This window comes from Fructilactobacillus myrtifloralis (genome assembly GCF_024029335.1).
In the GTDB taxonomy this organism is placed as follows: domain Bacteria; phylum Bacillota; class Bacilli; order Lactobacillales; family Lactobacillaceae; genus Fructilactobacillus; species Fructilactobacillus myrtifloralis.
The window spans coordinates 452,668-478,356 of sequence record NZ_CP097116.1 but is presented as its reverse complement, the minus strand read 5'-3'; the positions used below and the strand labels follow the sequence as shown (position 1 = coordinate 478,356).

At 49.3% G+C, this 25,689-nt stretch carries 27 protein-coding genes, 19 tRNA genes and 1 rRNA gene; 43 read left to right on the top strand and 4 right to left on the bottom strand.

Translation table 11 applies throughout. The features are described 5' to 3' along the window. The first annotated feature begins 45 nt into the window (after window positions 1-45). The 20 genes from rrf (at window position 46) to M3M35_RS02440 (ending at window position 1,857) form a co-directional block, all read left to right on the top strand. A 5S ribosomal RNA gene (rrf, locus tag M3M35_RS02535) occupies window positions 46-162 on the top strand. Window positions 163-167: 5 nt separating this feature from the next. Further along, a tRNA-Val gene (locus M3M35_RS02530) sits at window positions 168-240 on the top strand. A gap of 4 nt (window positions 241-244) precedes the next feature. Next, window positions 245-317, top strand: a tRNA-Lys gene (locus tag M3M35_RS02525). A gap of 22 nt (window positions 318-339) precedes the next feature. Then, window positions 340-412, top strand: a tRNA-Thr gene (locus M3M35_RS02520). Between the two features lie 4 nt (window positions 413-416). Continuing rightward, window positions 417-488: transfer RNA gene (locus tag M3M35_RS02515), tRNA-Gly, on the top strand. A gap of 14 nt (window positions 489-502) precedes the next feature. Continuing rightward, window positions 503-588 (top strand) — tRNA-Leu (locus M3M35_RS02510). A gap of 5 nt (window positions 589-593) precedes the next feature. Continuing rightward, window positions 594-667: transfer RNA gene (locus tag M3M35_RS02505), tRNA-Arg, on the top strand. A 5-nt stretch (window positions 668-672) separates the two neighbouring features. Further along, window positions 673-746: transfer RNA gene (locus M3M35_RS02500), tRNA-Pro, on the top strand. 44 nt (window positions 747-790) lie between these two features. After that, window positions 791-864, top strand: a tRNA-Met gene (locus tag M3M35_RS02495). A 9-nt stretch (window positions 865-873) separates the two neighbouring features. Then, a tRNA-Ile gene (locus M3M35_RS02490) sits at window positions 874-948 on the top strand. Between the two features lie 59 nt (window positions 949-1,007). Beyond that, window positions 1,008-1,097 (top strand) — tRNA-Ser (locus M3M35_RS02485). A gap of 10 nt (window positions 1,098-1,107) precedes the next feature. Continuing rightward, window positions 1,108-1,181, top strand: a tRNA-Met gene (locus M3M35_RS02480). Window positions 1,182-1,185: 4 nt separating this feature from the next. Next, a tRNA-Asp gene (locus M3M35_RS02475) sits at window positions 1,186-1,260 on the top strand. A gap of 8 nt (window positions 1,261-1,268) precedes the next feature. Further along, window positions 1,269-1,341 (top strand) — tRNA-Phe (locus M3M35_RS02470). Between the two features lie 26 nt (window positions 1,342-1,367). Then, window positions 1,368-1,438, top strand: a tRNA-Gly gene (locus tag M3M35_RS02465). Between the two features lie 8 nt (window positions 1,439-1,446). Continuing rightward, window positions 1,447-1,521: transfer RNA gene (locus M3M35_RS02460), tRNA-Ile, on the top strand. Between the two features lie 3 nt (window positions 1,522-1,524). Next, a tRNA-Ser gene (locus M3M35_RS02455) sits at window positions 1,525-1,612 on the top strand. Window positions 1,613-1,620: 8 nt separating this feature from the next. Then, window positions 1,621-1,692: transfer RNA gene (locus tag M3M35_RS02450), tRNA-Glu, on the top strand. 12 nt (window positions 1,693-1,704) lie between these two features. Further along, window positions 1,705-1,778, top strand: a tRNA-Met gene (locus M3M35_RS02445). 4 nt (window positions 1,779-1,782) lie between these two features. Continuing rightward, a tRNA-Asp gene (locus tag M3M35_RS02440) sits at window positions 1,783-1,857 on the top strand. Window positions 1,858-1,895: 38 nt separating this feature from the next. Here the strand turns inward: M3M35_RS02440 and M3M35_RS02435 are convergent. After that, the gene (locus M3M35_RS02435) at window positions 1,896-2,402 is read right to left on the bottom strand and encodes a hypothetical protein (protein ID WP_252750438.1); all 507 of its coding nucleotides are present in this window, start codon (window positions 2,400-2,402) and stop codon (window positions 1,896-1,898) included. 88 nt (window positions 2,403-2,490) lie between these two features. On the opposite strand from M3M35_RS02435, the gene M3M35_RS02430 reads away from it, so the two are divergent. The 3 genes from M3M35_RS02430 to M3M35_RS02420 are packed head-to-tail and all read left to right on the top strand — an operon-like array spanning window position 2,491 to window position 5,069. Then, window positions 2,491-3,231, top strand: a complete 741-nt coding sequence (locus M3M35_RS02430) for an MBL fold metallo-hydrolase (RefSeq protein ID WP_252750437.1) — start codon at window positions 2,491-2,493, stop codon at window positions 3,229-3,231. A gap of 20 nt (window positions 3,232-3,251) precedes the next feature. After that, window positions 3,252-3,947, top strand: coding sequence for an adaptor protein MecA (locus tag M3M35_RS02425; RefSeq protein WP_252750436.1), 696 nt, complete (start codon window positions 3,252-3,254; stop codon window positions 3,945-3,947). A gap of 42 nt (window positions 3,948-3,989) precedes the next feature. Continuing rightward, window positions 3,990-5,069 (top strand): competence protein CoiA, encoded by a 1,080-nt coding sequence (locus tag M3M35_RS02420; protein ID WP_252750435.1) that lies wholly within the window; start codon window positions 3,990-3,992, stop codon window positions 5,067-5,069. A gap of 15 nt (window positions 5,070-5,084) precedes the next feature. On the opposite strand, the gene M3M35_RS02415 is transcribed toward M3M35_RS02420, so the two are convergent. After that, window positions 5,085-5,642 (bottom strand): DsbA family protein, encoded by a 558-nt coding sequence (locus M3M35_RS02415; protein WP_252750434.1) that lies wholly within the window; start codon window positions 5,640-5,642, stop codon window positions 5,085-5,087. 173 nt (window positions 5,643-5,815) lie between these two features. Here M3M35_RS02415 and M3M35_RS02410 point away from each other — a divergent pair, with 173 nt between their 5' ends. Genes M3M35_RS02410 through M3M35_RS02400 form a run of 3 tightly spaced genes read left to right on the top strand, consistent with a single transcriptional unit; the run spans window position 5,816 to window position 8,158 of the window. After that, complete coding sequence (locus M3M35_RS02410; protein WP_252750433.1) at window positions 5,816-6,454, top strand: GTP pyrophosphokinase; 639 nt, start codon at window positions 5,816-5,818, stop codon at window positions 6,452-6,454. Next, on the top strand, window positions 6,454-7,263 hold the full coding sequence (locus M3M35_RS02405; RefSeq protein ID WP_252750432.1) for an NAD kinase: 810 nt from the start codon (window positions 6,454-6,456) through the stop codon (window positions 7,261-7,263). The genes M3M35_RS02410 and M3M35_RS02405 overlap by 1 nt, the downstream gene beginning before the upstream one ends. After that, window positions 7,256-8,158, top strand: a complete 903-nt coding sequence (locus tag M3M35_RS02400) for an RluA family pseudouridine synthase (RefSeq protein WP_252750431.1) — start codon at window positions 7,256-7,258, stop codon at window positions 8,156-8,158. The genes M3M35_RS02405 and M3M35_RS02400 overlap by 8 nt, the downstream gene beginning before the upstream one ends. Before the next feature lie 18 nt (window positions 8,159-8,176). Here M3M35_RS02400 and M3M35_RS02395 read toward each other — a convergent pair whose 3' ends face one another. After that, window positions 8,177-8,758 (bottom strand): copper homeostasis protein CutC, encoded by a 582-nt coding sequence (locus M3M35_RS02395; protein ID WP_252750430.1) that lies wholly within the window; start codon window positions 8,756-8,758, stop codon window positions 8,177-8,179. A 120-nt stretch (window positions 8,759-8,878) separates the two neighbouring features. Between M3M35_RS02395 and M3M35_RS02390 the strand changes: the two genes are divergently transcribed. Together M3M35_RS02390 and M3M35_RS02385 are read left to right on the top strand one after the other, a co-directional pair. Next, window positions 8,879-9,403, top strand: a complete 525-nt coding sequence (locus M3M35_RS02390) for a tRNA (cytidine(34)-2'-O)-methyltransferase (protein WP_252750429.1) — start codon at window positions 8,879-8,881, stop codon at window positions 9,401-9,403. 13 nt (window positions 9,404-9,416) lie between these two features. After that, a complete protein-coding gene (locus M3M35_RS02385) occupies window positions 9,417-11,771 on the top strand; it encodes a DNA translocase FtsK (RefSeq protein WP_252750428.1) in 2,355 nt (784 codons plus the stop codon). A 63-nt stretch (window positions 11,772-11,834) separates the two neighbouring features. On the opposite strand, the gene M3M35_RS02380 is transcribed toward M3M35_RS02385, so the two are convergent. Further along, the gene (locus M3M35_RS02380; protein WP_252750427.1) at window positions 11,835-11,957 is read right to left on the bottom strand and encodes a DUF4044 domain-containing protein; all 123 of its coding nucleotides are present in this window, start codon (window positions 11,955-11,957) and stop codon (window positions 11,835-11,837) included. A gap of 89 nt (window positions 11,958-12,046) precedes the next feature. Here M3M35_RS02380 and M3M35_RS02375 point away from each other — a divergent pair, with 89 nt between their 5' ends. From M3M35_RS02375 to M3M35_RS02305, 15 genes are all read left to right on the top strand, one after another. After that, window positions 12,047-12,442, top strand: a complete 396-nt coding sequence (locus M3M35_RS02375; RefSeq protein ID WP_252750426.1) for a DUF3397 family protein — start codon at window positions 12,047-12,049, stop codon at window positions 12,440-12,442. 121 nt (window positions 12,443-12,563) lie between these two features. Beyond that, window positions 12,564-12,989: a division/cell wall cluster transcriptional repressor MraZ gene (gene mraZ, locus M3M35_RS02370; RefSeq protein WP_252750425.1), complete on the top strand. Its 426-nt coding sequence runs from the start codon at window positions 12,564-12,566 to the stop codon at window positions 12,987-12,989. Between the two features lie 18 nt (window positions 12,990-13,007). Beyond that, window positions 13,008-13,952 carry a 16S rRNA (cytosine(1402)-N(4))-methyltransferase RsmH gene (gene rsmH / locus M3M35_RS02365; RefSeq protein WP_252750424.1) on the top strand — a complete coding sequence of 315 codons (945 nt, stop codon included), beginning with the start codon at window positions 13,008-13,010 and terminating at the stop codon, window positions 13,950-13,952. Window positions 13,953-13,963: 11 nt separating this feature from the next. Further along, the gene (locus M3M35_RS02360; protein WP_252750423.1) at window positions 13,964-14,338 is read left to right on the top strand and encodes a hypothetical protein; all 375 of its coding nucleotides are present in this window, start codon (window positions 13,964-13,966) and stop codon (window positions 14,336-14,338) included. Next, window positions 14,335-16,482: a penicillin-binding transpeptidase domain-containing protein gene (locus tag M3M35_RS02355; protein ID WP_252750422.1), complete on the top strand. Its 2,148-nt coding sequence runs from the start codon at window positions 14,335-14,337 to the stop codon at window positions 16,480-16,482. The genes M3M35_RS02360 and M3M35_RS02355 overlap by 4 nt, the downstream gene beginning before the upstream one ends. Window positions 16,483-16,520: 38 nt before the next feature. Further along, window positions 16,521-17,486 carry a phospho-N-acetylmuramoyl-pentapeptide-transferase gene (mraY, locus tag M3M35_RS02350; protein WP_420842388.1) on the top strand — a complete coding sequence of 322 codons (966 nt, stop codon included), beginning with the start codon at window positions 16,521-16,523 and terminating at the stop codon, window positions 17,484-17,486. A 13-nt stretch (window positions 17,487-17,499) separates the two neighbouring features. Further along, a complete protein-coding gene (gene murD / locus M3M35_RS02345) occupies window positions 17,500-18,876 on the top strand; it encodes a UDP-N-acetylmuramoyl-L-alanine--D-glutamate ligase (protein ID WP_252750421.1) in 1,377 nt (458 codons plus the stop codon). A gap of 2 nt (window positions 18,877-18,878) precedes the next feature. Continuing rightward, window positions 18,879-19,985 (top strand): undecaprenyldiphospho-muramoylpentapeptide beta-N-acetylglucosaminyltransferase, encoded by a 1,107-nt coding sequence (gene murG, locus M3M35_RS02340; RefSeq protein ID WP_252750420.1) that lies wholly within the window; start codon window positions 18,879-18,881, stop codon window positions 19,983-19,985. 15 nt (window positions 19,986-20,000) lie between these two features. Further along, complete coding sequence (locus tag M3M35_RS02335) at window positions 20,001-20,801, top strand: hypothetical protein (protein ID WP_252750419.1); 801 nt, start codon at window positions 20,001-20,003, stop codon at window positions 20,799-20,801. 96 nt (window positions 20,802-20,897) lie between these two features. Further along, entirely contained in the window at window positions 20,898-22,247 is a 1,350-nt protein-coding gene (gene ftsA / locus M3M35_RS02330) for a cell division protein FtsA (RefSeq protein WP_252750418.1), read from the top strand. 18 nt (window positions 22,248-22,265) lie between these two features. Then, window positions 22,266-23,489, top strand: a complete 1,224-nt coding sequence (gene ftsZ, locus M3M35_RS02325; protein ID WP_252750417.1) for a cell division protein FtsZ — start codon at window positions 22,266-22,268, stop codon at window positions 23,487-23,489. Between the two features lie 19 nt (window positions 23,490-23,508). Further along, a complete protein-coding gene (locus M3M35_RS02320; protein WP_252750416.1) occupies window positions 23,509-23,919 on the top strand; it encodes a cell division protein SepF in 411 nt (136 codons plus the stop codon). Then, entirely contained in the window at window positions 23,919-24,200 is a 282-nt protein-coding gene (locus M3M35_RS02315) for a YggT family protein (protein ID WP_252750415.1), read from the top strand. The genes M3M35_RS02320 and M3M35_RS02315 overlap by 1 nt, the downstream gene beginning before the upstream one ends. A gap of 1 nt (window position 24,201) precedes the next feature. Beyond that, a complete protein-coding gene (locus M3M35_RS02310) occupies window positions 24,202-24,993 on the top strand; it encodes a YlmH family RNA-binding protein (protein WP_252750414.1) in 792 nt (263 codons plus the stop codon). A 12-nt stretch (window positions 24,994-25,005) separates the two neighbouring features. Beyond that, entirely contained in the window at window positions 25,006-25,662 is a 657-nt protein-coding gene (locus tag M3M35_RS02305; RefSeq protein WP_252750413.1) for a DivIVA domain-containing protein, read from the top strand. Window positions 25,663-25,689 lie beyond the last annotated feature (27 nt).

The following is a 25,689-nucleotide window of genomic DNA, read 5'->3' as shown; positions in this document are numbered from 1 at the left end:
AAAATAATATTAGCTAGTTTTGAGGGAACGAAGTTCACTCAGAAGTGTGGTGGCGATAGCCTAAAGGATACACCTGTTCCCATGCCGAACACAGAAGTTAAGCTTTAGCACGCCAAAAGTAGTTGGGGGATCGCCCCCTGCGAGGATAGGACGTTGCCACGCGTTTTGGAAGATTAGCTCAGCTGGGAGAGCATCTGCCTTACAAGCAGGAGGTCACAGGTTCGATCCCTGTATCTTCCATATTGAGCCGTTAGCTCAGTCGGTAGAGCATCTGACTTTTAATCAGAGGGTCGGCAGTTCGAACCTGCCACGGCTCATTATTTTAATAGTTATGCATATGCCGACTTAGCTCAGTTGGCAGAGCACCTGTCTTGTAAACAGGGGGTCGGAGGTTCGAATCCTCTAGTCGGCATTATGCGGAAGTAGTTCAGTGGTAGAACGCCACCTTGCCATGGTGGAGGTCGCGGGTTCGAATCCCGTCTTCCGCTTTGTACCACCTTTTGCCGGGGTGGCGGAATTGGCAGACGCACAGGACTTAAAATCCTGCGGTCAGTAATGACCGTACCGGTTCGATCCCGGTCCTCGGCATTTATGCACCTATAGCGCAATTGGATAGAGTGTCTGACTACGAATCAGAAGGTTGCAGGTTCGACTCCTGCTAGGTGCATTTTTCGGGAAGTAGCTCAGCTTGGTAGAGCACCTGGTTTGGGACCAGGGGGTCGCAGGTTCGAATCCTGTCTTCCCGATTAGATATTTTAATATCTATTTTAGGTAATGATTACCTATCAATCGCGGTGTAGCTCAGCTGGCTAGAGCGTTCGGTTCATACCCGAGAGGTCGGGGGTTCGATTCCCTCCGCCGCGATTAGGTCTTGGATCTTTAGCTCAGTTGGTTTAGAGCAGACGGCTCATAACCGTCCGGTCGTAGGTTCGAGTCCTACAAGATCCATTGGTCAAGATTAACTTGACGGCCGTATTTTTCATGTGTTATAATTGTTTTTGTTTGATGGAGGATTACCCAAGTCTGGCTGAAGGGAACGGTCTTGAAAACCGTCAGGCGAGTCAAATCGCGCGAGAGTTCGAATCTCTCATCCTCCTTTTTAATTATCGCGGGGTAGAGCAGTCTGGTAGCTCGTCGGGCTCATAACCCGGAGGTCGTTGGTTCAAATCCAGCCCCCGCAATTTTGGTCCGTTGGTCCAGTCGGTTTAAGACGCCTGCCTGTCACGCAGGAGATCACGAGTTCGAGTCTCGTACGGACCGCTTACCATGGCTCGGTAGCTCAGTTGGTAGAGCAACGGATTGAAGCTCCGTGTGTCGGCAGTTCGATTCTGTCCCGCGCCACTTGTTTCATTATTTTAATATGTTATGCGGGTGTAGTTTAGTGGTAAAACCATAGCCTTCCAAGCTATTGTCGCGAGTTCGATTCTCGTCACCCGCTTTTGTTTTGGGCCTATAGCTCAGCTGGTTTAGAGCGCACGCCTGATAAGCGTGAGGTCGGTGGTTCGAGTCCACTTAGGCCCATATGGAGAAGTACTCAAGTGGCTGAAGAGGCGCCCCTGCTAAGGGTGTAGGTCGCGTAAGCGGCGCGAGAGTTCGAATCTCTCCTTCTCCGTTTTTTATGACCCGTTGGTCAAGTGGTTAAGACACTGCCCTTTCACGGCAGTAACATGGGTTCGAATCCCGTACGGGTCATTTTTTAATTATCGCGGGGTAGAGCAGTCTGGCAGCTCGTCGGGCTCATAACCCGGAGGTCGTTGGTTCAAATCCAGCCCCCGCAATTTTGGTCCGTTGGTCCAGTCGGTTTAAGACGCCTGCCTGTCACGCAGGAGATCACGAGTTCGAGTCTCGTACGGACCGTCCAAAAAAGAGAGATGAAGTAATTCATCTCTCTTTTTTTATGCTTTTGGTTGAAACCGTTGGTAACCGACTTCGTGGTAATCAGCCCCAGGATCATTTTTAAAGTTATCGTATGCAATGAACGCATTTTGGGTGCCATCTTCCCACTGGAGACAATCATAGTGATCATTCCACAGGGTTAATAGAATTCGGCTATCGCTGTTATCAGCGGCAGTGAGGTAGTAGACCCCTGTCAGTCCCTTAGGGGTATCTGGGTTACTCATAAAGTTAGTGATCTGGGCATCGAGCACCTGACGTTGATCCTTTCCTGGGTTAACTTCGATGTAGTCAATGTAATGAGTCCAGTCATCGGTCCCCGCATGGGCATTCACCCGGTACACCACGGGAGAAGTAAAGATTGAATCTAATCCAGAATAATCAACTAACTGCATTCCGTGGGCGTTTCCAGCTGCTGAAAAGAGCGCTAGGTTGCGTTCGGGGTACTTGTGCATGATCTGTTCTAGAATGGCTTGGGAGCCAAAGGTAACAGAAATTTGTGAAATCATCATAATCCTCCAATCATTTAATTACTTTTAGTTTAGAATAAAGTAGGTTAAGTTAAAAGGGAAAAGAATTTTAAGTGGGGATGAAATAATGAAATTAACGGTTTTAGGTTATTATGGTGGCTATCCATTTGACCACACGGCAACGAGTGGGTACTTGTTACAAGCAGGGGAGTTTAACCTGTTGTTGGATTGTGGAAGTGGGGTCTTACTGGCGTTAGAAGACGTCTTAAACCCGTTAAAACTTGATGCGGTACTACTATCCCATTACCATGCCGATCACGTTGCTGACGTGGGGGTTTTACAATATGACTGGCAGCTTCACTCTGAACGGTATCATACTGATCTGCTCCCAATTTATGGTCATTCGTTAGAACAGACGGCCTTTGCCGCCCTTGATTGGCCTGGGGCCACCGAAAAGCATGCCTTTCAGCCGGATCAAAAGAATGAGATTGGACCATTTGAGCTCACGTTTTTACGAACCGAACATCCAGTGCCGGCCTTTGCGGTTCGAATCAAAGAACGTGACACGGGAAAAGTTTTGGTTTATACTGCTGATTCAAAGGATTTTCCAGCCCTCGGGGACTTTGCTCGGGATGCCGATTTATTAATTGCTGACACCAATTTTTTTGCCGATCACACGGGCACTATGTGGCATATGACCACCACCCAAGTTGGAAAATTAGCCCTAAATGCGCAGGTTCATAATCTGTTGATTAGTCATTTACCCCAATCAATAGATCGGGACCGCTTGCAACGGGAGACCATGGCAGCCAGTCACAATCAAATTCCGGTACACCTACCAGAAACTGGTCTAGTCATTAATATTTAAATTAGTAAAGAGGGATCGTTTTGAAATTTGAAAAAACAAATGAAAATACGATTAAAGTTTGGGTAACTAATCAGGACCTGAAGGATCGAGACGTTAATTTACTGGAATTAATGGACAATCAAGAGGAGGTCGAACAATTTTTCTACCAAATCCTTGAAGAAGTTGACGTTGACCATGAATTTCAAAATAACGATTTAGTCTCGTTTCAGGTATTGCCAGCCCACAATGGGTTTGAAATGATCATCAGTAAGGACGACCGCTTGGTTTCCAAACTGACGGAAGCAAACGTTAACTTTGCGTCTGATGAATCGAAGGATAAATTTGAAAAGCTCAAGGAAAAACATCCTGCTGTGGATGTTTTTGACACGAACAATTTGACCCGGGTCGTTCCGATTGAGTTTGCCAGTTTCGAAGACCTGCTTAGTGGAATTCAGGCGGTAAAGCAGCCCCTGCAAATTCATGGGGTTACCGTGACCACGTCCCTGTACAAACAGGACGACCGGTATTACCTAGTGCTACATTATCAAATTTTGCCGGACAACGTTGCGCCGAGTTGGGATGAGATTAAAGTCCAACTGGATGCAATTGACGACCAACTCAGTTTATTTTATGAATTCGGGGAATTAAGTCCTGTAGGTGCTGATCAGCTGGAGCAAGCGGCAACGCCCATCATTCAACAACAGGCCGTTAGTACCTTAACTAAATATTTTCAGTAAGGAATCCGTTCTGGGATTCCTTTTTTCGTACCTTAACTAAGGGTGCTGATTGTGTTAATTGCGTTGCAAAATGGTCACCGGGTCTTAGCGACCCAAGCCACATCCGGATCTAACTATGTCTGTCCCGGGTGTCAGACCCCGGTAATTTTAAAGCGGGGGCGGATTAAAATCGCTCACTTTGCCCATCGGACAGGGCAAGCTTGTCTGGGGGGAGCCCCAGAGACAATCGAACACCTGCAGGGGAAGCTCTGCTTGTGGCACCAAGGCGGTCATCGCACCAGGGCAGTGCTGGAATGGTATTTACCGACCATTAAACAGCGTCCCGACGTTTTCTTGCCACCCGGCAACGCCCTGGAATTTCAATGCAGTCCGATTTCACTGACGCGTCTCACAGAGCGGGTGCAAGGCTACCGACAGTGTGCCATTCATTCTGAATGGATCCTCGGGCGTGCTTATTGGCAACGCCGGCCAGAAGCATCCAGTGTGTTAAAATTTGTGGCTTACCGGCGGACAATTGGGTATTATTTAGTGTTCTTGCTAGTTCACGAACAGCGATTCGTGTTGCGGTACCACTTAAGCTGGGTTGACCAACGATTGACGTTTCAAGAGCGCCAGTTTACCACCTGGGACGCGTTGACCACTTTTTGGGAACAATCCCAGGCCGTGGCCTGGCATAATCCGTCGCTAAGTGCGGTTAACCGCTGGATTGGGCGTCAATTAGGCTGGAAGCGGTCGCCCTGGTTGATCATACAAAGTCGTTGTTATCAAGCCCATCATTTACTGCAAGGTTGCCCAATCGCATGTCATTATCCTCGCCGGGTGCCCCCGTTTCAGACCTATAATTGGTGGCTTAGTTGGCGGGTCGAGTGCGTGTTAGCCTTAGAACAACACCCTCTTGATCTAACCGTGGTCGTTGACCAACTCGCTAGGGCCGTGCAGGTGCCCCTAGTCAAAGCGCCACGACCAGTCCTTGAAGCCATGGTGCTGGCCTTTATTGGCGTGCTTCAGCACCAGCAAGTTATTCGGTGGCAGGGAACGCAGGTGAAGCAGCTTCGTCCGATAACCTGGTTTGGGAATGAACAACAAAAGGAACGAGCAATTAAGGCAAAAGAAAAAGACTAGCATACGCTAGTCTTTTTAAAGCACCCGCAGGTTGGGATTATCCGTTGCTGGTTGCATTTGCTGTTCCATCTGGTCACAGAGTTTATGTAAATGATCATAATCTAAATCTTTAACAAGTAAACCGTTGGCACAGCTAGAGCAGTTAAAAATAACCAAGTTATCGTGGCTGGGGACGTTCATTTCACGGATGAGGGCTTGGTCTGATTTGAACGCTGATAGCGGTAAATCAGAGTGGCGGTCTTCCTGGAACATTTCTAAATCCAAGTGAGTGGCTTTTGCAGCGTCGTTAACCAACGCTTCAGAATAAGCCTGATTTTGATTAATGATTTGGGTTTGTAAGTGTTGGAGGAACATCCGTCCCTTTTTACACCCTTGAAAGAGCGCTGCTTTGTAATCTAACATTATTTGGTAATCAATTTGTTGCTCGGAATTGTTAATGACACCAAGTTGTAGATAGGGAATGAACTTGACGCGGACTTTCTGTGTTAAGCCGTCAGCTACTTTGGTAACTGCCCGTTCCGCTGTGAGACAGCTGGGACAGGTTGGCGCAACAAATAAGTACATTTCAATCATCCCGAACGCTCCTTTCTGAATTTTTAAGGTTTTTAAGACAAACTTTATAATATAGATGCATTATCAAGAATACCAAATTTTGCCCAAAATTCAATGATTTTGTCTCTGAAAGTTAAAAGCGTGCGGGGTGGTTATGGTATCATGACAGTATCAACTGTAAATGAGGTGGTTTTGTGTCGCAAAATTGGGAGTTACTCTTGTTTCCCTACCAACAAGCCGCAAAAGAATGGAAAGTAAAACTACGCGGAATTCGGAAGGAGTTTCAGCTCCAAGATGAGCACTCGCCGATTGAATTTGTCACGAGTCGGATTAAATCGGTGGCAAGCATCCAAGAAAAAATGAAACGGCGTAACATTACGCCGGAGCGGCTGACGGAAGATATGGAAGATCTCTGTGGCTTACGAATCATGTGTCCCTTTCTAGACGATGTCTATGAGGTAGTGCAACTACTGCGCCGTCGCAATGACGTCGAGATTGTGTCGGAGAGAGACTACGTTAATAACGAAAAGGAGAGTGGGTACCGCTCTTATCACATCGTGTTTCGGTACCCGTTGCAACTGGTGACGGGGCAGCGTGAGATTCTTGTGGAAATTCAGATCCGGACCCTCGCCATGAACTTCTGGGCAACGTTAGAACATTCACTCAACTATAAACATCCGGATGTCTTTCCACCAGATGTACATCAACGGCTGCAGGCAGCCTCTGAGACGGCGTTTAAACTCGATGAGGAAATGTCACAAATTCATCATGAACTAGCGGCTGCGGATGCAGATGCAGATGAAGCAACAAAGGATGATAAAGGAGAACAATGATGCGCATTGCAATTTTTGGTAATGACAATCCGACGTCTACAGAGGTAGCAACGTCATTGTCGAACCTAATTAATAACTCCCAACAATTGCAACTGGATGAGTTAAATCCCGAGGTTGTAATTTCGGTTGGGGGTGATGGAACCCTCCTATCGGCGTTTCACCATTATAAGGATCTAGTAGAAAAAATCCGCTTTGTGGGGGTGCACACGGGGCACCTGGGGTTTTATACGGACTGGCGGGATAACGAGGTAGAACAGCTGGTTTCCAGTCTGGAACGGGATAACGGGCAGAGTGTTAGTTATCCGCTCCTAGACATTAAGGTGGAGTATTCCGACCAGGGGGAACCAGATTACATGCTGGCTCTAAATGAATCCACGGTGAAAAAACTGTTTGGAACGATGGTTGGAAAGATTTACATCAAGGATCAGTTATTTGAAAACTTCCGGGGCGATGGGCTCTGTATTTCAACGCCCACCGGTTCAACTGCTTATAACAAATCAGTCGGTGGGGCGATCATCTCGCCGAAGTTTAACGCGGTGCAAGTGGCTGAAATGGCCTCGATTAATAACCGGGTCTTTCGGACGATTGGTTCCCCAATCATTATTCCGCCTTCAGAAGAACTCACCATTGTGCCGAATGTCTCTTTGCACAACGTGTTAACCTGTGATCAATTATTAGTGAAAGACCGGCCCATTAAGGCGATTACCTACCGAATTTCTGAGCGCCGGATTTACTTTGCTAAGTACCGGCACACGCACTTCTGGAAGCGGGTCGGGAATTCCTTTATCGGGGAAGATCTGAATGACTGAGTTTCACTGGGTTAATCACCAACCCAGCCCGCTGAAACTACACACCTTTTTGAAGCACCGCGGCGTGACTCGTTCACAATTAAAACGCATCAAGTTTCATGGGGGCGCCATTTTGGTTAATCAGCAACCCCGGTATCCCCACACGATGCTGCAGCCGGGTGATCGAATTACGCTTTGCTTGCCTCCCGAACCCCAAAATCCCCACCTGCAGGTGTCACACCACCCGGTGCAGATTTTGTTTGAGGATGATAACTATTTAATCGTAAACAAGCCCGCGAACGTGGCAACGGTGCCTTCCCACCTGTATCCTAACGATACGTTGGTGAACCGGGTGCTCGGGTATTATTGTCGAAAAGAAACTGAAAATCGCGTCATTCACGTCGTGAACCGTTTAGACCGGGGGACCAGTGGCCCCGTGATCTTTGCAAAGCATAGTTTCGCGCACTCCTTGGTTGACCGGCAGTTACAACAGCATCGCGTGCGCAAGGAATACGTAGCCGTTGTAACGGGGCGGGTCGTCAACGAGCATGCTTCCATTGTGTTGCCGATTGGGCGAAAACCAGGGTCGTTTTTAGCCCGCATGGTCTTAGCGACCGGCCGGTACTCCAGAACTGAATTTTGGCGGGTTGCAAGCACTGACCAGCACACGCTGGTTAAAATTCGCCTGCACACGGGGCGCACCCACCAGATTCGGGTTCACTTTGCCGCCCTCGGATTACCGTTAGTGGGGGACTGGTTGTATAACCCTACCAACCATGAGTTAGACCACCAGGCGCTTCACTGTTACCGGATTGCCTTTTGGGATCAGTTAGGGCAGCAAATGATTACGGTCACCACCCCGTGGCCAGCTGAGTTGCGACAGTTAATGCAACCAAAAAAGAGCTTTCCCGGTTAGGAAAGCTCTTTTGTTTCATCAACTAAGGGGTGTGATGATGCGGTGGGGGTGTAACTGGTTATTAACGGCTGCCTGCTCCTCCGCGCTTGCAACCAGTGGAATTAGTTGTAAGGTCGGAAAGGCGGAGAGGGCCTCAGATAACGCGGTTAAATGATCTGTGGCAACGATGCCACTAAACTGTTGCTCGCTCAGCCACTGAAAGGCAGTGGCCCATTCTGATTCTGGAAGCTGGGTAATCGCCGGTGAAAAGAAGAGTTCCATGCCGTCAGCGGCGCCAATTAAAACGGCTAAGCCCTCGTAATCAAGTTGGCCGGCCTTCGTAGTCGCCCCAATGATGACGCCGTCTGCGCCGAGTTCCTGACAGGTAAACAGGTCTGCTTCCATCAGGTTTAACTCGGCATCATTCCACTCACTGCGCTCAGGAGCAGCGCTGACCAGAACGTCTAAGCTAGTTTCGTGTTCGTGAAGATACCGGACGGTTTCAGCAATTAACCCCCGGCTGGGAGTTAACTGGTGGTTAGCGAGTGCCACCCGAAGCGTTTCGGGGGTGGTTGCTACGGGCACTTCTTGAAACGTGGTAATTAAAGGTTCAATTTGCATTTTAATCATCCTCCTGTCTTCATGATATCATGATGCCTTGCTACTTGCGGTTGTAACGAAACAAGGCGAACAAGTGTGCTATAATGAATCCCTAAAGTTTAGATAGAAAGAGTAGAAACCATGACGAATCACATTGTTTTATTTGAACCCCTCATGCCCGCAAACACCGGAAACATTGCGCGGACCTGTGCCGGCACTGATACCGTGTTAGATCTTATCAAACCCCTCGGTTTTTCCGTTGATGATAAGCATTTGAAGCGCGCCGGCTTGGATTACTGGGAAAAAGTTGACATTCGGTATCACGAAAACCTGCCGGAGTTCCTGCAAACGGTAACACAGCCGGAGCACATGTTTTTAATTTCGAAGTTTGGGACCAAGACCTATACGGATCCGGATTATCACAATCCCAAACAGGATTACTACTTTATCTTTGGCAAGGAAACCACGGGTTTGCCGGAACGGTTTGAACAGCGCTATGCTGAGCAGGCCCTGCGGATTCCCCAGGATGACCAACACATTCGGGCTTTGAACCTGTCCAATACCTGTGCCATCGTTATTTATGAGGCCCTGCGGCAGCAATCGTTTGCGGGGTTAGAACGGGTTCATACCTATGAACACGATAAACTAAAGGATTTTAAGGAGTAAGTGAGGGATTCTGGTGGCGGCTAAACAAACAACGCGAAAACGAACAACACGCAAGAAAACGACCCGACGCAAACCAACCAAACGGACTCCCAGTATTTGGCACCGGCTAGCAACCGCAGTTGCAAAGTACCGGAAAAACTGGCTTGGTTTACTAATTGTTGCTTTAGCCGGGTTAGGGACTTTCAAACTGGGGCTCGTGGGTGCATTGGTAGCTAATTTGGCCCGGTTGGTGGTCGGTAATCTCTATCCCGTGTTCTTAATCGGGATAGCACTGGTGGGAATCTGGTGGTTGTTGGCAATTCCCCGGTTGAAGATTAGTTTTAGAAATTGGCTGAGTTTGCTTTGTCTGAGTGCCGGGAGTTTGTTAGGAGCGTCCCTGTTACTGTTCAACGGGTTAGGGATTCACGTTCAACTTGTCCAAATCACGTGGGAAACCGTGCTTTCTGACCTAATGCGGGGGCAAGTGCATGCTAATGCAGGGGGTGGGCTAATTGGGGCCGTCCTGCTAGCTGGCTGTGCTAAATTATTTTCCTGGCTCGGGGCGACCATCATTGCTGGCCTATTGTTACTAACCGGGGTTCTCTTACTGTTCCGGGTTAACGTAGTTCAGGTAGGACAGGTGGTGTCAAAGTGGGTCCATGCTTGGGTCGAAGCCGGTCAAGCCGCTTGGCACAGACACCAGCTCGCCCGAAAGACTGCCCAGACGGCTGCTAAACCGCAACCATCTGCACCGGAATCACCGGTAACGCCCCAAGCGACAGCTGCTAAACCGCAGCCTCAGCCGACCACGTCCGCTGACGAACCACCGCTTGAGGAGCAGGATGTGACTACTCCGCCGTTGGCGCCTCGCATTCAGGTCGCTAGTGAAGTGCAACCCCAACCAGTAGTCCGGGACGAGCCAGCTTCATCGGTTGCCACAACGGATGCGGATGCCCCGACCACCGAGTACCAGTTGCCCACGGTGGATCTTTTAGAACAGGTCCCGCCGGTTAATCAAAAGCAGGAATCGCAAACCGCCTCGCATAATACTGAAGTGCTCCGCTCGACCCTGCAGAGCTTTGGGATTGATGCCCAGGTAAAAGACGTCCGGATTGGACCGTCGGTAACGGAATACGAATTGGAACCGGCGATTGGGGTGAAAGTCAGCAAGATCGTTAATTTAAGTGACGATTTGGCGCTTGCTTTGGCTGCCAAGGACATTCGGATTGAGGCGCCCATTCCAGGGAAGTCTTTGATTGGAATTGAAGTTCCCAACCAAAAGGTCGCCACCGTCTCCTTTCGGGAGGTCTTTGAACAGCAAACGGCGGCTGACCAGCAGCGGATTTTAAGCGTGCCCCTCGGCAAGGATGTCAACGGGCAGGTAATTTCTTGTGATCTGACGCGGATGCCACACCTCTTAATTGCAGGATCGACGGGGAGCGGGAAGTCAGTTGCCATTAACGGGATGCTGACCAGTTTACTATTAAAAGCTAATCCCGATCAGGTTAAACTGATGCTCATCGACCCCAAACGGGTGGAACTCGGTGTTTACAACGGGATTCCCCACCTGCTGTCTCCGGTCGTTTCCGATCCGAAGAAGGCGGCGCGGGCGCTGAATAAAGTTGTCAACTTAATGGAACAACGGTACGAACTGTTTGCGAAAAACGGACAGCGTAAGATCGACGGTTATAACGAGATGATTCGGAAAAAGCGCCAAACGGAAGCGACGACCGAAACGGAATTGCCGTACATCGTCGTGGTCGTTGACGAACTGGCGGATTTGATGATGACCGTTTCCAATGAAGTGGAAAGTGCCATCATCCGGCTAGCACAGATGGGCCGGGCGGCCGGGGTGCACATGGTGCTCGCGACCCAGCGACCTTCCGTTGATGTAATTACAGGGTTAATTAAAGCGAACGTGCCCTCCCGGATCGCATTTGCGGTTTCCAGTGGAACCGACTCGCGGACGATTTTAGATGCCAACGGGGCGGAAAAACTCCTGGGACGTGGGGACATGCTGTACCAGCCCATTGGACAAACTAAACCTAATCGGGTCCAGGGTTCGTACATTTCGGATACCGATGTAGAGGCGGTGATTGCCGCGGCTAAAAAAGAGGGGGCTCCCGAGTATGATGAGAACCTCGTTGTCACGGATGCAGAACTAGAGGCCGAATCGGAGGCCGAAGAGCAGGATCCATTGTTTGATGAAGCGTTAGACTACGTGGTGCATGAGCGCAAAGCGAGCACCTCAATGTTGCAACGGCGCTTTCGGATTGGCTACAATCGAGCGGCGCGGATCATTGATGATTTCGAACAGCGCGGCTACGTGAGTCCCCAACGCGGAAGTACGCCGCGCACGGTTTATAAACAGGCCACTGCTGACGAATAGTCCGCAAACTAAAAAGGACTGAAGGGGTTTCAGTCCTTTTTAACTAGCATTAGGTTTGGGTGGTTAACTTCCGAATAGGGTAAGTGCTGATCCTAAAACCACCCCGGCTAGGGTGACAATAATCATAATCCAAACGAACACGTACAGAATTTTTTGAAAGGTTGTTTTATCTCTCCACTTTGTCAAAGTTGACCCTCACTTTCATTTAGAATGGTTCTGTTTAATTCTAAAGGTGTCTGGCAGTCTTTGCAAATGGGATGTGAAGGAGGATTCTCATGAACTTGGTGCAAGTTCCCCAGCAAATTAGTAGCCTATTTCAGGTGCAACTCGTCCCGTTTCTGGGCCTGATTGGCGCGCTCTTAATCATCAGCCTCGTCCGCCGGTTGTTGAAACGTCGGGTACTGCCGCGGTTGCGATTGCTGGATCTGTGGCCACTGTTTGCCATGGTTGTAATGCCGACTTTGACCATTGATGAGCATGGCAACACCTGGCTTCCAGCCCTACTTTGTGGCTGGTGTGTAATTGGAATCGTTGTTCTATTGGGGCAATTATTTAAAGATGGTGAAGTTCTTCTCAAACATTTTTTTATAATTTGGTGGCGGATTGGAGATTTATATTGGCTCCTTGGTTACGTGGTTGCCCTCTTTTATGAAATTGGAATTCGGCTCTAAGTAGCATGAGAACACATGTTCTCGTGCTACTTTTTTTGTGGGAAAGGATTTAAATTAAGTGGTTGCAAGTGGGAGATTGTGGTAGACTGAGATTAGTTTTAGGGGATTGGGGGTCTTACTAGTGCTACTTGGTGAATATCGTCACAATATTGACACGAAAGGACGCCTCATTATTCCCGCTAAGTTTCGCGAACAGCTTGGTCCGCAGTTTATGGTCACCCGCGGGCTCGATGGCTGTCTCTTTGGCTACCCACCGTCAGAATGGGAGCAGGTGCAGGAAGAAATTGACCACCTGCCGTTTAATAAGCGGGATGCCCGGACCTTTGCGCGGCTCTTTTTCTCCGCAGCGACGGAATGTGAGCTGGACAAGCAGGGTCGGATTAACCTCCCAGAACCCCTGATCAAGTACGCCAAGTTGCAAAAACAGTGTGTGCTAACTGGAGTTTCGAAGCGGTTTGAAATTTGGGATGCGGAGAAATGGGATCGCTATAACGAACAAGCTCAGGATGACTTTAACGAAATTGCTGAGAATTTACTGGATTTTTAACCGTAGGAGTTAGGATTAATGACGGAATTTAAGCACGAGACAGTATTATTAGCGGAAGCGGTGGATGGCTTGCAAGTCGACCCCGCTGGAACCTATGTGGACTGCACCCTCGGGGGTGGGGGCCATAGCGCTCGGCTACTTTCCCAGTTAACCACTGGCCATCTGTACGCCTTTGATCAAGATCAAACCGCGATTACCTACAACGAAACCCACCTACAAACGGATTTAGAACGCCATGCAGTGACCTTTATTCATGATAACTTTCGCAATTTAAAACCAGACCTGGCCAAAGAAGGGGTCACACAAGTCGATGGGATTATTTATGATTTGGGGGTTTCTTCCCCTCAATTTGATGATGCGAAACGCGGGTTTAGTTACCAGCGTGATGCTCGCTTGGATATGCGGATGGACCAGCGTCAGGCCTTGGATGCCTACCAGGTCGTTAATCAATGGTCATATGCTGACTTGGTTCGGATTTTCTTTCGGTACGGCGAAGAAAAATTTGCGAAGCCGATTGCCAGAAAAATTGAACGGGTTCGCAGTGAACACCCGATTGTTACCACGACGGAACTAGCGGAGTTGGTGAAAAGCGCCATTCCCGCTGCCGCCCGACGTCACGGGGGAAACCCCGCTAAACGAGTGTTTCAAGCCATTCGCATTGCGGTGAACGATGAGTTAGGGGCCCTCGAGGAGTCCCTTGAACAGGCGTTAGAGCTCTTGAAGGTGCACGGACGGCTCGCAGTGATTACCTTTCAATCGCTAGAGGATCGGTTGGTAAAACGGTTATTTAAAGAAGAAACCGAAATTGTGGATTTACCGCCCAATTTACCGGTGATTCCCCCAGAGTTACAACCACATTTTCGGCTGGTGCAAAAGAAACCGATTTTACCCAGCAGCACGGAACAAACGGAAAATCATCGTTCGCATAGCGCAAAGTTACGCATTATCGAAAGAATTAGGTAGGAGGAAGTACCGTGGCACAGAATGGACTCGCGGAACAACAACGTACAAGTACATATTCACGAAAATCGTTTCAACAGCAACGAGCACAACGAGAACGCCAGGAGGCCCCGGGGCATCTCCGACTTTCGCCGTTTGAAAAAACCATCATGGTTGTTGGTGTAGTGCTCGTCGTGTTCATGATGGTGGCGGTGGTTAGTGCCAAGAATAATTTGAATGCGGCCCAGCGCTCGTTGCAAACCGTAACGACCAAGAGTTCCCGCATTAATCAGCAAAACCAGAGCTACCAGCAGGAACTAGATGGGAAACAGATGAAGGCCATTGACCACGTGGTGAAGCAGGATCAGCTTTCAATCGCAGATGCAACCGTAAGGAATGTTAGTCGATGAGTAAGAAACAAACAGAGATGAATAATCAACGAAGGGCGATCAAAACGCGACGTCTGGCAGGGAAAAGCCTGCTGGTGTTTGTGATGGTTGTGTTTGGGTTGATTGTCATCTTTTTTGCGCAAAAGGCCATTTTTAAAACGGCCAATGGGGTTAACCTAGCGGACCGGACGCAGAAACTTTATAATCAAACCAGTGTGATGCATGCCCGGCGTGGAACCATTTACGATCAAAAGGGGCAGCCGTTAGCAGAAAATACCAATACCTATTCCCTCTATGCCGTGTTAGACCACAAGCAAAAGAGTCTAACGGGAAAGCCGGAGTACGTGCAGGATAAAGCGAAAACGGCCCGGGTGCTAGCAGACAACCTGCCCATTTCATACGAAAAAGCCTCCCGCGTTTTAACGCCCAAGCACAAGAGTTTTCAAGTTGAGTTTGGTTCTGCGGGGCAAAACATTTCGCTGTCAACTAAGAAAAAGATCCAGGCGGCGCGACTTCCGGGATTGAACTTTGTGTCCCAGCCAGCCCGGCTGTATCCGAACGGGATGTTTGCTTCGCACTTGATTGGACTAGCTAGTTCGACGGTTGATCAAAAGACCAAGCAACCGCAGTTAGTCGGACAAATGGGGATTGAGCGGACCTTTGAAAAGGACCTGAAGGGGCAAGACGGCATAAAAAAGAGTCAGCACGATAACTACGGGTACCAAATTCCGTCCGAAAAAGCCACCGAGAAAAAGCCTCGCAACGGGAAGAACGTGCATACCACGATTGATCCGAGCCTCCAATTATTGCTAGAAAACCAGATGAGTCAGGTTGATAGTGATGTCCATCCCAAGGTCTTAAACGCCATGTTAATGGATGCTAAGACGGGGAAGATCGTTGCCGCCGCCCAACGGCCCTCCTTTAATCCCCAAACTGGACAGGGACTAGGTAAAGTGTGGCGGGACACGTTAACGCAGGACTTGTACGAACCAGGTTCAACCATGAAGATCTTCACGATGGCCGCTGCAATTGATAGCGGGCATTACCGGGGTTCTGATACTTACCAATCGGGGATTTATCACATTGGAAATCAAATTGTGCCGGACTGGAATCGGAACGGTTGGGGAACGATTACCTATGACAAGGGATTTGCCTTGTCGAGTAACGTGGCCATGGCGCACTTGGAAGAGAACATGGGACCAAAGACCTGGAAAAATTACATCAACCGGTTCCAGCTATTGCAAAATAATACCTCTGACTTTGACCAACAGTCGCACGGTGTAATGCAGTTTGAACGCCCGATTGAACAGGCCAATACGGCCTTTGGGCAGGGAATTCAAGTAACAGCGTTACAAATGATGCAGGGCTTTACGGCCATCGCTAATGATGGGACAATGGTCCGACCACGGTTAGTTGATCAGGTTACGGATGCCAAAAATCAAAAAGTGCTGAAACGGTATCCGAAAAAAATTGTCGGCCATCCGATCTCTGCGACGACGGCCCAACAGATGCGGAAGCACATGGAAGACGTCGTGTACAAGAGCTATGGCATTGGGCATGACTTTCAAATCGATGGCTATCGGGTTGCCGCTAAGACGGGGACCGCGCAGGTTACAGATGCCAATGGTCAGTACGAAAACGGAAACGATAGTTATCTGTATTCAGTCGCCGGGATGGCGCCAGCTAAGCATCCTCGCTACATCATGTACGTGACGATGAAGCAACCGCAATTGGGTTCTCAAAGTGCCACCAAAGAAATCGCCAAGATTTTTAACGTTGTCATGAAAAAAGCGCTCGATAATGAACGTTCGAAACAAAAGATGACACCGTTACCAGACGTTACCAAGCAACCGGTTGCTGCGGCCCAGGCGGAATTACAAAAACAAAAGGTGAATTCCGTTGTGATTGGCACGGGCGCGACTGTGCAGCAACAAAGTCCAGCACCGAAAGCCCCCGCAGACTTGAGTGCCCGGGTGCTGTTACGAACCGACGGCCAACTGAAAATGCCTGATTTGACGGGTTGGAGTAAGGAAGAAGTTGAGGAACTGGCCCGGCTCGTTAACCTGCAAGTGAATTACAACGGTACGGGACACGTAAAGGATCAGAGTATTAAACCGAACCAGGATTTTGCCGAGCATGCCACTCTGGATGTCGCCCTTAACTAACGTTAATAACGAACAGAACAAGAAAGGAATGGAAAGCAATGGAAATAACGGATGGATTGATTCCCCTCGTGATGGGTTTTTGTTTAACGCTCGGGTTTACGCCCGTGTTAATTAAATACTTTCGCGCCAACAAAGAGGGCCAGATGATTCGAGAAGAGGGCCCCAGTTGGCACGAAAAGAAGAGCGGAACCCCCACTATGGGAGGCCTCGGATTTGTGACCGCCATTATTTTAACGGGGGTCGTAATTGGGATTTTCACCCACCAATTGACTTCGATTCTGTTGATTTTACTGTTTGTGTTGCTGTTCTTTGGGTTAATCGGGATGTGGGACGACAGTATTAAACTGTTTCGGCGCCAAAACGAAGGGTTTAAGGCGTGGCAAAAATTTGCCCTGCAGGTTTTTGGTTCCCTCGTGTTTGCGGCCGGTTACTACGTCGCTGGCTTTCCAATGTCGTTGCGCTTTATGGGCGCCGGAGAAATCAGCCTCGGCTTGCTCTACGTCGTGTTTGTGGTAATCTGGTTAACCGGGTTTTCCAACGCAGTTAACCTGACCGATGGCTTAGATGGCTTGGTCAGTGGGTTAAGTGCGATTGCATTTGCCGCGTACGGAATTGTTGCCCAAGTTCAGGGACAGTACGAAGTCGAACTGTTTTGCTGGGCTGTCGTAGGTGCAGTGTTAGCCTTCTTAATTTTTAACCACAAGCCCGCGCAAATCTTTATGGGTGACATGGGCTCCTTAGCATTGGGAGCGGCCCTCGCAGCCGTTTCCATTTTGCTTCACCACGAATTATCACTGTTGTGGGTTGGACTCGTGTTTGTGTTGGAAACCTTGAGTGTCATTTTACAAGTAGGTTCGTTCCGGCTGACCGGAAAACGAATCTTTAAAATGACTCCGATTCACCACAGTTTCGAGATGATGGGCTGGAGTGAATGGAAAATCGACCTCGTATTTTGGGCCGTTGGTTTATTTACGGCTATAACCGGCGTGTTAGCAATGATTTAGGTAGGAGCGGCAGATGCGAAAGATTAATACTTATCAAGATAAACAGGTGCTTGTGTTTGGAGCTGGAATGAGTGGGACCAACGCAGCGCTATTATTGGTGAAATTGGGGGCCCACGTCACGCTCACGGATGCGAAACCGGCTGCAGAAATTGCTGATTATCAGCAACTGGTGGCGGCCGGAGTTCAGGTGGTTGCCGGTGAGTCGCCAGTCTCGTTGGTAGAAAATGCCGACGTGATGGTCAAAAACCCAGGGATTCCCTATTCAGTGCCTCTGGTTCAAGCGGCGCTGCAAAAGCAGATTCCCATTATTTGTGAGGTCGAACTCGCAGCAGAAATTGCCAGTGCGCCGATCGTGGCCGTAACTGGAAGTAACGGTAAGACCACTACGACCACCATGATTACGGACATGCTGGCGGCGGGGAATCCGCAGGGAACGTCGTATCGCGCTGGAAACATTGGGATTCCGGCCACACAGGTGGCGCAACAGGCAACGGCCAACGACGACATTGTCATGGAACTTTCGAGTTTCATGCTGTTAGGCGTGCCGACCCTCCATCCCCACATTGCTGTAATTACGAATATTTATGCTAATCACTTGGATTACCACGGAACCCGGGCGAACTACGTCGCTGCCAAGCTGCAGATTACGAAAAACCAAACCGCCGATGACTTTCTGGTAATGAATTTTGATCAACCAGAGTGGCGCAAATTGAGTCAACAAAGTGCCGCCATGGTGGTTCCGTTTTCCGCCCAGGGGAAGTATGAAGATGGCGCGTACCAACGTAATGGGAAGTTGTATTTTCGCGATGAATTGATTATGAAAACCGCTGACATGCGGGTGACCGGCGAACCAAACGTTGAAAACGCACTAGCAGCAATTGCAGTTGCTAAACTATCTGGGGTTGCAACCGAAACAATTGTTGAAGTACTCCGCACCTTTGGCGGGGTACGTCATCGGAATCAATTCGTCTTAAGTGCCAATGACCGGGACTTTTACAATGATTCCAAGGCCACTGACATTGAGGCCACCCAGATGGCCCTTGCCGGAATGCACCAACCAGTGGTATTAATTGCCGGTGGGTTAGACCGGGGCTATACGTTTGAAAAGCTCGAACCGGAGTTGCATGACCACGTTCGGGCCCTCGTTGTCTTTGGAGAAACGGCAGATTTACTAAAACAAGCCGGGCAAGCGGCTGGGGTGAGCGAGATCCAGGTGGTTGCGAATTTAGATGAAGCCGTTCCAGCTGCCTACCAGTTAAGTCGGCCTGGAGATGTGATTTTACTCTCACCTGCGAATGCCAGCTGGGATCAGTTTACGAACTATGAAGAACGTGGCGATCGCTTTATTAGCGACGTCGAACGCTTAACCGGCAAACAGGAGGGAAAATAGTAATGAAAATGATGATCTCTGGCGGTGGCACTGGTGGCCACATTTATCCCGCGTTAGCCCTCGTTGCAGACTTGCAGCGCCAAGATAAAGACGCCCAAGTGCTCTACGTGGGTTCCGAACGGGGACTAGAGAAACAGATTGTTCCGCAAAAGGGAATTGCCTTTCGGGAGTTAAAGATTCAGGGATTTAAGCGCAAGTTGTTTTCCCTTTATAACTTTGAAACGGTCTATCTCTTTTTGCAGAGTGTCCGGACTGCCAAACGAATGATTAAAACGTTTCAACCGGACGTTGTAGTTGGAACCGGGGGGTATGTTTCCGGAGCAGTGGTCTATGCCGCTGCTAAAATGGGAATTCCCACGGTTATTCACGAACAAAATAGCGTGGTCGGCTGGACCAACAAGTTTTTGAGTCGCTACGTTGATAAGATTGGGATTTCATTCCCAGAAGCCCGCGCCCAGTTTCCAGCCGCTAAAGTGGTGTTTACGGGGAATCCCCGGGCCCAGCAAGTGGCCGAAGTTCACAGTCAGTTTAGTTGGACCGAACTGGGGTTACAAGCTGAAACGCCAACGGTTCTTGTCTTTGGGGGTAGCCAGGGAGCACTTAAGTTAAATCAAGCGATGGTGGCCGCCATTCCGAAGTTTAATGACCGTGATTACCAGGTGGTCTTTGTAACCGGAGAACGACGGTATGAAGAAGTCATGGAACAGTTAAAAAAGGTGCCCATTAACGCGAACGTCAAGGTGCTGCCGTACATTAATAACATGCCTGAGGTGCTGCCTAAGGTCGCTTTGATTGTGGGACGGGCGGGGGCCACGAGCCTAGCTGAAATTACAGCCGATGGGATTCCCTCAATCTTGATTCCAAGTCCGTACGTAACGGCCGATCACCAAACGAAGAATGCGATGAGCTTGGTTAAGCAGCACGCTGCTTTGCTGGAAACGGAAGCGGATTTGAGTGCACCGTCGTTATTAAGTAAGGTTGATCAACTGATGAACCATCCGGATCAACGCCAAACAATGGCACAGAATGCCAAAAAAATGGGCGTTCCGGATGCTGCCGATCGGTTACTTGACGTGTGTCGCGAAGCGATTCAAATGCACCACCAATAAGCAAGGACCAATACCATGGATGAAAAAGAGCAAGATCAGCGCCTCACCGCACAACTACAGGCCGATCACGTCCAAAAATGGCAAAACCGCCGGTTACGGGTGGGTCGCAAAAATCGAGCCATCAAGCGCCGCCGCTGGCATAATACCGTGCGGGTGGCCGTTCCGTTACTGGTGGGGTTACTCAGTGGTTGTCTGTACTTTGGGTACTTAGCTTCGCCAGCCAGTCGGGTGCAAACGGTACAGGTTACGCCCCAACCGGCCCGCAACCAGCTTCCCCAGCAACTGCCGGTGCAACCAGGCGATAATTTGCAAGTGGTGCGGAGCAAGCGGTCTGATTTAGAACGGCAGTTGCAACAGCAAAATGACAAGGTTAAGCGGGTCAACATTCAGACGACGGGCACCCGGGTGCAAATCCAGGTGCAACTGGAAAAACCACTAGCGATGATTGAACACCAGCGGGTTTTTCACGGCCTGTACTCCTCTGGTAAGATTGCACATCAAGCAACCAAGCGGGTTGATCAACGGCGAACCTGCGTCATTCAGGGGATTAAGCAGCGCTCCCAGCTGCAGCTAATCGGGCGGCAGTTGGGAAAGCTTGCTCCGAACGTGGTCGCAGAGATTCAAACCATCCACCAAGAACCCAGTCAACCAGGAATGGAAAAAGTCCGGTTACAGATGCGCGATGGGAACCAGGTGGTCACGTTTACGAACCAGCTGGCCAAGCAACTGGCCTATTATCCCCAGCTCAAACCAACTTTGAAGCAACCAAGTGTGCTTAATATGGAATTTGGGGCGTATGCGACCCCCTTAAATTAGGTCGCGCTTTCTCATTTTTGGCTTTATATGGTAGACTGATAACAAATATTAACTAACAACGAGCAGTATTAACAAGTAATCGGGAGGCTCCGCATTATGAACGAATCGGATATTTACGTTGGCCTAGACATTGGGACCACTTCAATTAAAGCAATTGTAGCGCAGACCATCGATGGGCAAACGAATGTGATTGGCGTGGGCAATGAACCATCTGCAGGCGTCAGTCGTGGCATTATTGTTGACATTGAGAAGGCTGCACAAGCCATTCGCAAGACGCTCGATCAGGCGGAAACTAAGTCGGGAGTCGAAATTAGTAGTGTGGTCGTGGGCTTGCCGGCGGACTTGATAAGTATTGATCGTTGTTCAGGAATGATTAGCTTACAAGACCAAGCAAATGAGATTGACAACCAGGACATCATGGAGGTCGCCCGGACGGCGATTTCAAGTAACTTGCCCCAGGAACGCGAAGTGGTCAACTTAATTCCCGAGGAGTTTAAAATTGATGATTTTGATGGAATTGCAGATCCCCGGGGGATGGTTGGCTCGCGGTTGGAACTAGTGGGCCGAGTGATTACTGGTCCAAAGACCATTATTCACAACGTCCGCAAAGCTGTTACCCAAGCCGGGGTTACGATTGACCAACTAGTGGTCGGTGCCGAAGCTGAGGGTAAGACCATCCTGTCAGATTCAGAGCAAGACTTTGGGACCATTCTCCTTGATTTAGGGGGTGGTCAGTCGACGGCAGCCGTGATTCATGATAATGAATTGAAGTACATTGATGTTGATCACGAAGGGGGTCAATACATCACGAAGGACATTTCCTCCGTTTTAAATACGTCGCTAAAGGATGCTGAAAGTATCAAACGGGAATATGGAATTGCCGACGCGCAAGCGGCAGTGGCTGATAACGAATTTCCGGTTGAAGTGGTCGGACAGAGTCAACCCCAAAAGGTGAACGAAAAGTTGTTAGCTGAGATTATTGAAGCCCGGTTGGATCAAATTCTGGGTCGCCTAAAGGATAAACTTACCGCTGCCAATGCCCTAGGCATGCCTGGCGGAATCGTATTGACTGGTGGGGTTGCTTCCATGCCTAAGTTGGCGGAATTAGCCGCCAACACGTTCGGTATGAACGTGCGGGTGTACATTCCCGATAAAATGGGACTACGACACCCGTCCTTTGCGTTGGGACTAGCGTTAGTAAACTATGCAACCGGGTTAAGCGATGTTGATCAAGTGATTCGCACCGTTTTCTCGGTGGACGCACCGCTACCGAGTCAGGCTGACCAAGCGACGGAGCAGCCCGCTACTGACCAATACCAAGCTCCTGCTCCAGCCGAGGAGGAGGAAGGCGGACTCTCGCTCTTTTCCCGGCGCAAGCAACCAAAAGAACCCAAACAACGGAAAAAGAATGGCTTTAATTTCTCTTTCAAGAATTTCTTTGAATAACCACGGAGGGTAAAAAGGATGGATTACGCAATGGATCAAAATGCAGGAACTGGCGCCAGCATCAAGGTAATTGGTGTTGGTGGTGGTGGTAACAATGCTGTGAACCGGATGATTGAAGACGGGGTTGAAGGGGTTGAATTTATCGCCGCTAATACCGACGTGCAGGCCCTGGATGCTTCTAAGGCGGAAACAAAAATTAACCTAGGTCCTAAGCTGACCAAGGGACTCGGGGCGGGCTCTAATCCCGAAGTGGGAGCGAAAGCCGCCGAAGAAAGTCAAGAAGACATTACGAATGCGCTCAAGGGCGCTGACATGGTCTTCGTGACGGCCGGAATGGGTGGCGGAACCGGGAACGGAGCGGCGCCCATCATTGCTAAGATTGCGAAACAAGCGGGGGCCCTGACGGTGGCCGTCGTTACCCGGCCCTTTACCTTTGAAGGACCAGCCCGGGCACATAACGCCAGCGAAGGCCTCGCCGCGCTCAAACAAAACGTGGACACGATGGTTGTAATTTCAAATAATCAAGTGTTAGAAATGGCTGACAAAAAGACCTCCTTTTTAGGGGCGTTACACGACGCTGATAACGTTTTACGGCAGGGTGTGCAAGGGATTTCTGATTTAATTACGCGCCCTGGGTACGTGAACTTGGACTTTGCAGACGTTACGACCATCATGAAGGATAAGGGAACCGCTTTAATGGGCGTGGGCTCTGCAAACGGTGAGAACCGGGCTGCAGAAGCAACGAAGAAGGCCATTAATTCACCGCTGTTAGAGGTTTCCATAGACGGAGCTCGCCAGGTCTTGTTAAACATTACCGGTGGTCCGGACCTTGGAATCTTCGAAGCGCAAGATGCGGCGAACATCATTCGCGATGCTACTTCTGATGATACAAACATCATCTTTGGGACGTCTATCGACGAAAACATGGGCGACGAAATCCGCGTTTCCGTGATTGCAACTGGAATTGATGATGATTCTAGTGACATTACGGACGTCCAGAGCATTCAAAGTGCAACGCGTTCGAGTGAAACGGTGGTTCAACCGAATGAAGCTAGTCAGGTCGTGCAACCAGATCGGGCTCCGAGTCAAAGTGCGGAACCAAGTCACCGTGCCGAACCAGACCAACGCTTCCAAAACGTTGAAAAACAGGAATTTGAACCATTTAACGCCGGTAATCAACAGGATGATGACGATCAAAATGATGATATTCCGCCGTTTAACTTTAAATATCGGAATCAATAAAAAGAAAGGGTGAACACCGATGGCAAAGGGTATTTTTAATAACTTTTTTGGGGCTAGTGAGGAAACTGATCAGGAGCGTTACCCCCAAGATGCAAATCCGCAATCGGTCAAGGTTAACCCCCGAAAGGTCTTACCAATGAATGATAACCGGCTTCCAGACAGTAAAATTAACATCGTTGAACCCCGAATTTTTGCGGATGCCAAAAACATTTCGAAGAAGTTGATCAACGGGGATGCCGTGTTAATTCGGATGGAAAACGTTGACAGTACGACGATTCGCCGGATTGTCGACTTTGTAAGTGGGACCGTGTACGCCATTGAGGGGAACTTGCAACAAATTGATGAGAAGGTCTATCTCTGCGCTCCCCAAAACTACGTTGTTAACGGGGACGTTAAGAATCAATTTTACGATCGGTCGGAGAAGAAGTAATGGCGAACGTAATTAGTTTAATTGCAGTGACGCTGGGCTACCTGATCGATATCTATAGCTATCTCATCGTGGCGTGGGCGTTAATGAGTTGGCTCCCCGGGGCGAGCGAGTCCAAACTAGGTCAGCTCATCACCCGCTTGGTGACCCCGTTTGTCAGTTACTTTAACTTCGCCCGGATTGGGATGATTGGCTTTGCGCCCGTGCTCGCAATTCTAGCCCTCTGGTTCATTAAACTAGGGGTAAACGGGATCGCTAATTTTCTAATTGGACTGGTTGGTTAAGATGGGATTAACGTCGAATGTCACCCAGCACTTTCGGGCGAGTGAACTGCCGTTTCTGCACCAAGCCAGTGACTGGTTAGCCCAAGCCCAAACCGAGTACCGACCCATTTTAACGGGATTTTTAAACGAGCGGGAACGGTACCTGGTGCAAACGTTGGTTAATCGAGAACCAGACGTGTATTTTGCGGCGAACGGAGGGTATCCGGGAGCGGAGATGCAACGTGGACTGCTGTATCCGGAATATTTTACGCCGGCCGAAACGGATTTTGAGCTCGGCTTATTGGAAATCAAGTATCCCGCCAAATTTGCTACGTTGCAACATCGTCAAGTGCTCGGCGCCCTACTCGGGAGTGGAATTGAACGAAACGTAATTGGCGATTTGATTACAGATGGGAGTCGGTGGCAAGTCGTCACGCAACTAACGATGATGGAGTACCTCGAACGAACTGTGACGGAAATGGGGAGAACGAAGGTGCAGCTTCTCCCCCAGCCACTGACAGAACGACTTCCGGTCCATGATGACGGCCAGGTCGTCCACGTCACGTTGCCTTCGTTACGGCTGGACGTCGTTATTGCAACCCTGTTTCGGATGTCTCGGGCCGGGGCCAAGGCGTTAGTAACGCATGGCAAGGTGCGATTGAATTGGTTTACATACGATCAGCCTGATTATGAACTAGCAGTGCACGATTTGATTTCCGTCCGGGGGTTTGGCAGAATTAAGTTTGACGAGCAGAACGGGGTTTCAAAAAAAGGCAAAATTAAAGCAGCGTTTGATGTGATAAAAAACAAGTGATGGAGGCTTACCATGGTACTTTCTGCAGAAGACATTCACAACAAAAAATTTGGCACCAAGATGCGGGGCTACAACATTGATGAGGTTAATGATTTTTTGGATCAAATCACGAAGGATTATCAAATTCTTCGAGACGAAAACACCTCGTTAAAACAAGAGCTAGAGCAAACGAAACATGATTTGGCTTACTATGATGATTTGAAGAGCTCGTTGAACCAGTCCATCTTGGTGGCCCAAGAAGCCGCGGATAACGTTAAAAAAACGGCGGATGCTGATGCAGAGGAAACGCTGAAGACGGCGCGCCACAAGGCCAACCAAATCGTAGCCGAGGCCACGCAAAAAGCCCAAGCCACGGTCGAACAAGAAGCCCAAAAGGCCGCTGCTTTAGCCCTAAGTACCGATGATTTCCGGATGCAGATTAAGCAGTTCCGGCAAAAATTAATCGGGATGTTGGAAAGTCAACTCGAGTACGCTCACCAATCCGATTGGACGAAGTTACTTGATGGGGCTGATTACCAAGCGTTCCCAGAGATTAAAGCCGTGGTGGAGAACCTTGACAATCACACAACGGAGAGAGTAAACTCAAACAGTAATCGGACGTTGACGTCTGATAAATACGAGCAGCCGACCATCATGTTTTATCCGGATGGCCGGGTTGAAATCTTATAATAAAGCCAGCAAGCTCCTTGAAAATAC

Excerpts from the sequence above, each read along its gene's own strand:
- M3M35_RS02435 (WP_252750438.1), bottom strand. The coding sequence starts at position 2,402 with ATGATTTCACAAATTTCTGTTACCTTTGGCTCCCAAGCCATTCTAGAA.
- M3M35_RS02430 (WP_252750437.1), top strand. The coding sequence starts at position 2,491 with ATGAAATTAACGGTTTTAGGTTATTATGGTGGCTATCCATTTGACCAC.
- M3M35_RS02415 (WP_252750434.1), bottom strand. The coding sequence starts at position 5,642 with ATGATTGAAATGTACTTATTTGTTGCGCCAACCTGTCCCAGCTGTCTC.
- M3M35_RS02405 (WP_252750432.1), top strand. The coding sequence starts at position 6,454 with ATGCGCATTGCAATTTTTGGTAATGACAATCCGACGTCTACAGAGGTA.
- M3M35_RS02400 (WP_252750431.1), top strand. The coding sequence starts at position 7,256 with ATGACTGAGTTTCACTGGGTTAATCACCAACCCAGCCCGCTGAAACTA.
- M3M35_RS02395 (WP_252750430.1), bottom strand. The coding sequence starts at position 8,758 with ATGCAAATTGAACCTTTAATTACCACGTTTCAAGAAGTGCCCGTAGCA.
- M3M35_RS02390 (WP_252750429.1), top strand. The coding sequence starts at position 8,879 with ATGACGAATCACATTGTTTTATTTGAACCCCTCATGCCCGCAAACACC.
- M3M35_RS02375 (WP_252750426.1), top strand. The coding sequence starts at position 12,047 with ATGAACTTGGTGCAAGTTCCCCAGCAAATTAGTAGCCTATTTCAGGTG.
- rsmH (WP_252750424.1), top strand. The coding sequence starts at position 13,008 with ATGACGGAATTTAAGCACGAGACAGTATTATTAGCGGAAGCGGTGGAT.
- M3M35_RS02355 (WP_252750422.1), top strand. The coding sequence starts at position 14,335 with ATGAGTAAGAAACAAACAGAGATGAATAATCAACGAAGGGCGATCAAA.
- mraY (WP_420842388.1), top strand. The coding sequence starts at position 16,521 with ATGGAAATAACGGATGGATTGATTCCCCTCGTGATGGGTTTTTGTTTA.
- murD (WP_252750421.1), top strand. The coding sequence starts at position 17,500 with ATGCGAAAGATTAATACTTATCAAGATAAACAGGTGCTTGTGTTTGGA.
- murG (WP_252750420.1), top strand. The coding sequence starts at position 18,879 with ATGAAAATGATGATCTCTGGCGGTGGCACTGGTGGCCACATTTATCCC.
- M3M35_RS02335 (WP_252750419.1), top strand. The coding sequence starts at position 20,001 with ATGGATGAAAAAGAGCAAGATCAGCGCCTCACCGCACAACTACAGGCC.
- ftsA (WP_252750418.1), top strand. The coding sequence starts at position 20,898 with ATGAACGAATCGGATATTTACGTTGGCCTAGACATTGGGACCACTTCA.
- ftsZ (WP_252750417.1), top strand. The coding sequence starts at position 22,266 with ATGGATTACGCAATGGATCAAAATGCAGGAACTGGCGCCAGCATCAAG.
- M3M35_RS02320 (WP_252750416.1), top strand. The coding sequence starts at position 23,509 with ATGGCAAAGGGTATTTTTAATAACTTTTTTGGGGCTAGTGAGGAAACT.
- M3M35_RS02315 (WP_252750415.1), top strand. The coding sequence starts at position 23,919 with ATGGCGAACGTAATTAGTTTAATTGCAGTGACGCTGGGCTACCTGATC.
- M3M35_RS02310 (WP_252750414.1), top strand. The coding sequence starts at position 24,202 with ATGGGATTAACGTCGAATGTCACCCAGCACTTTCGGGCGAGTGAACTG.
- M3M35_RS02305 (WP_252750413.1), top strand. The coding sequence starts at position 25,006 with ATGGTACTTTCTGCAGAAGACATTCACAACAAAAAATTTGGCACCAAG.